The following is a 3,096-nucleotide window of genomic DNA, read 5'->3' as shown; positions in this document are numbered from 1 at the left end:
TTTTAGAAACTTGTTCTTGTTTAAGACGAAGTTTTTCTATTTCATCCGTTGTTTTGGGTTGTTCGTTATTTAATTTTTCTCTTATAGCGTCATCTTTTTTGCCATAAGTTTTTCTATAAATGATTTTTTCATATTCATCAGATGCCATTTTATTTGTTTTTGTGTTAAAGTTTTTCATATTTTTTCCATATTTTCTTCTAGCCCAACTTGCCAGTGATTTTTGATTAATGTTGTTTAAATATCTTTCGAAAGAATAAACTGTATGAAACTTTTGTTCATACTCAACTTTATTTGTTTCTTTGTTTATTGAGTATTTAAATGCTCTATCATACATAAAATTTAAGTAATCTGTGTGTAAATCTCCCAGAAGCGAATCATAATTGTCTCTTTTTTCTATTGTTTCTTTTGAAATTGCCTTACCTTTAGCTTTGCCTTTAGCTTTACCAACACGACATTTACGACCAGACTCTTTATATTTACATTTTGGGTTTTCTCCGTTACAATTAGAACAAAATTCTTGTTTAGGTCTAGCCATTTTTTTACCTCCTTTCTTGATGATAAATTAATTATATACTTTTATTTTAGACTTGTCAAGAATAAAAATATTGTTCGGAAATAACTATTGTTTTTATGCTTGTACATATTTATTGACATTTATTGTTCGGTTTTAGCTATTTTTTAATGTGCAAAAAAAACGTAGTAGAATATATTAACATTTAATTTGGTACACTAATAATTATTTTTCCGTACATTTTATTTTTCTTGTGTATTTAACATCTTTAACTTTAATGTGCAAAAAAAACGTAGTAGAATATATTAATCTTTAATTTCGGACACTAATAATTATTTTTTTACGAGTTGGAAAGCTCTAAGTTATAAATCACCTAATCAATCAAACAATAAGCTAATTGTGCTTACTGATACCATACTTTACAAACAGGACACACAATGCACTTACTTTCTGCCACTTCTAGTCAAATTGCGGTTAAGCGTAAAACAAAAGCCACTAAGGTGGCAATTATTTTTTTAATATAATTTATTTATTTTTCCCTAAATCAAAATGTATTGCTGGCTGACTATTCCATAGTTCTAATGTTTCCTTGTCTACTTCTGGTTGATTCATGTATTCTCTGTTCATTCTAGCTCTTGTATTAACTACTTTAATTTTAATACGTTTCTTGTATTCCTGTTGTCGTAAGTACATCAGATATTTATCTCTAGCCATAGTTACCTCCTATAAATAGTATAACACAAAATGCCTACAAAGTCAATCATAGCTTACATAACAGAGGATAAACCAAACCTGAAAAGTGCATTTGATATAATATATATATCAAGTTGAGAGAGGAAAGCAAATGACAGAGGAACAGCTACTATTTAAGCAAGAGACATTGTCAGAAGTTGACTTTAACGAGTTCTTACTTAACGCTGTTGAATGTGGTTTGATTAATCTTGATACAGCTTTAATTTTTAAGGGAGAATAAAGAAATGAATAAAGAGCATATTTTAGCACAAAAAGAAGTATTGACTCCGATTGAATATGAACACTATGTTAAGCACTTATTTGATATTGGAGAAATTACTAAAGAGCTTTATATTGAATTGAGTTCTGATTTATGAGCAAAGCCTTAGCTATTGACTTTAGCACCTCTAATACTGGTTACGCATTTCGTAATCCTTTGACAAATGAGTATGTAGTCGGTTCAATTGCAGGTGGTAAAAGTAAAGATCCTTTGGAACGTGCCAAGCTTATTGCTGACGGTATAACAGAAATTATTGAGCATTACAATTTATTTGACTACTTTATTTATATTGAAGAACCTATTATCACGTTCAAGTCTAAGGGAAACATCTCATTGATTAGAGCTAACGGTTCATTCTTGGGTGTCATGCGTAACCGTCATAACATTGGCTATGTTGATGTACCAAACAGTAAATGGTGTGGGTATCATCTAATTAAAGGTAAGAGTGCATTGCGAAAAGTACAAAGCATTGAGATACTCAAGAGCTATAACATAGTACCTGATAATGATATCAACGACGACATGGCAGACGCGTTCTGTATCTTACTCTATGTAGAAAGTCAGGAGAATGAATGATTGTAATTAATATTGCCTTGATTATTCTTGGCATTTTATATGGTGTAGGTTCGGTTACCAACTTTAAGGAGTGGTATTATCGCCATGACTATCTAGCTATTATGCTAAGTGTATTTACATCTATCTTATTGGTAGTGGCTGGAGTATTAAACGTTTTGAATTAAAAGAATAGGTGTACTGATTGACGGTACTTAAATGTCATAGAGTTGACAGCCAAGCATAGGGTGCAAACTGTAAAGCATACTGTTTGATTAAATGAGTACTAGCAACTAACAGCCCTTTGTATCTAGCGAACATAGTATAATGGTAATGCTACAGATTCCAAACCTGTAAACGTGGGTTCGATTCCTACTGTTCGTGTTCTCCTTTATTTTATTATATGTTATAAGTTATAGTTCTAGGTATTGAGCGTATTATGGCATATAGTAACAGGATATAGTGTTAATGGTAGCATGCGTGTTTTGGGAACATGTAGTGTTGGTTCGAGTCCAGCTATCCTGATGAGTGGTGTATAGTCCATAGACGAAGTGTTAAGCTATGGCACAACTATACAGATAACTGGTGCACGGTTATATCAGCTAACGAAAGTCCTAGTGTATTAAAGTGTCACAGGCATAACTAAGTGACAGCTGGTTAGAGTAATAAGGTGTACTAACGTGGTGTAGGGTTCGATTCCCTACTGCTCTATAATAAGATGCCAGCTACTGATAGTTAGTCATAGTTAGCAGTATAGTCTAATGGTAAACGTAGGTTCGATTCCTACTACTGCTATAAGACAAGGGGAGAAGCAAATGATTATATTATCTTTATTTATTATTATGTTGTTCATTAGTCCAAGTATAGCATTGTTGTTATTGCTATTGGTTATTAACCCAGTGTTCACGTTGCTATGGCTATTAGTGTGGCTTGCTATTAAACTATAAAGTAATTAGTAAAAGAAAATATTTTTTTATATATACTCCCCCCCATTAATCGCTATGTTAAGGGAAATTTTCAG

At 31.9% G+C, this 3,096-nt stretch carries 5 protein-coding genes and 2 tRNA genes; 5 read left to right on the top strand and 2 right to left on the bottom strand.

Annotated elements, in window-relative coordinates; translation table 11 throughout:
• Positions 1-535: hypothetical protein (locus BAZ21_RS27425; protein ID WP_068505945.1), on the bottom strand; the 535-nt coding region annotated here is incomplete at its 3' end.
• 501 nt (positions 536-1,036) lie between these two features.
• Positions 1,037-1,225 (bottom strand): hypothetical protein, encoded by a 189-nt coding sequence (locus BAZ21_RS27420; protein WP_036851101.1) that lies wholly within the window; start codon positions 1,223-1,225, stop codon positions 1,037-1,039.
• Positions 1,226-1,355: 130 nt separating this feature from the next.
• On the opposite strand from BAZ21_RS27420, the gene BAZ21_RS30050 reads away from it, so the two are divergent.
• From BAZ21_RS30050 to BAZ21_RS27405, 5 genes are all read left to right on the top strand, one after another.
• Entirely contained in the window at positions 1,356-1,484 is a 129-nt protein-coding gene (locus tag BAZ21_RS30050; RefSeq protein WP_015979565.1) for a hypothetical protein, read from the top strand.
• Between the two features lie 4 nt (positions 1,485-1,488).
• Positions 1,489-1,620 (top strand): hypothetical protein, encoded by a 132-nt coding sequence (locus BAZ21_RS30045; protein WP_015979566.1) that lies wholly within the window; start codon positions 1,489-1,491, stop codon positions 1,618-1,620.
• Positions 1,617-2,099, top strand: a complete 483-nt coding sequence (locus BAZ21_RS27415; RefSeq protein ID WP_036851100.1) for a hypothetical protein — start codon at positions 1,617-1,619, stop codon at positions 2,097-2,099. Before BAZ21_RS30045 ends, BAZ21_RS27415 begins: the two co-directional genes overlap by 4 nt.
• A gap of 289 nt (positions 2,100-2,388) precedes the next feature.
• Positions 2,389-2,459 (top strand) — tRNA-Trp (locus BAZ21_RS27410).
• A 69-nt stretch (positions 2,460-2,528) separates the two neighbouring features.
• A tRNA-Pro gene (locus BAZ21_RS27405) sits at positions 2,529-2,600 on the top strand.
• Positions 2,601-3,096 lie beyond the last annotated feature (496 nt).

The sequence above is a fragment of the Paenibacillus kribbensis genome, from assembly GCF_001705305.1.
Taxonomy (GTDB): Bacteria; Bacillota; Bacilli; order Paenibacillales; family Paenibacillaceae; genus Paenibacillus; species Paenibacillus kribbensis_B.
This window is presented reverse-complemented; position numbering and strand designations above follow the sequence as displayed.

Excerpts from the sequence above, each read along its gene's own strand:
- BAZ21_RS27420 (WP_036851101.1), bottom strand. The coding sequence starts at position 1,225 with ATGGCTAGAGATAAATATCTGATGTACTTACGACAACAGGAATACAAG.
- BAZ21_RS30050 (WP_015979565.1), top strand. The coding sequence starts at position 1,356 with ATGACAGAGGAACAGCTACTATTTAAGCAAGAGACATTGTCAGAAGTT.
- BAZ21_RS30045 (WP_015979566.1), top strand. The coding sequence starts at position 1,489 with ATGAATAAAGAGCATATTTTAGCACAAAAAGAAGTATTGACTCCGATT.
- BAZ21_RS27415 (WP_036851100.1), top strand. The coding sequence starts at position 1,617 with ATGAGCAAAGCCTTAGCTATTGACTTTAGCACCTCTAATACTGGTTAC.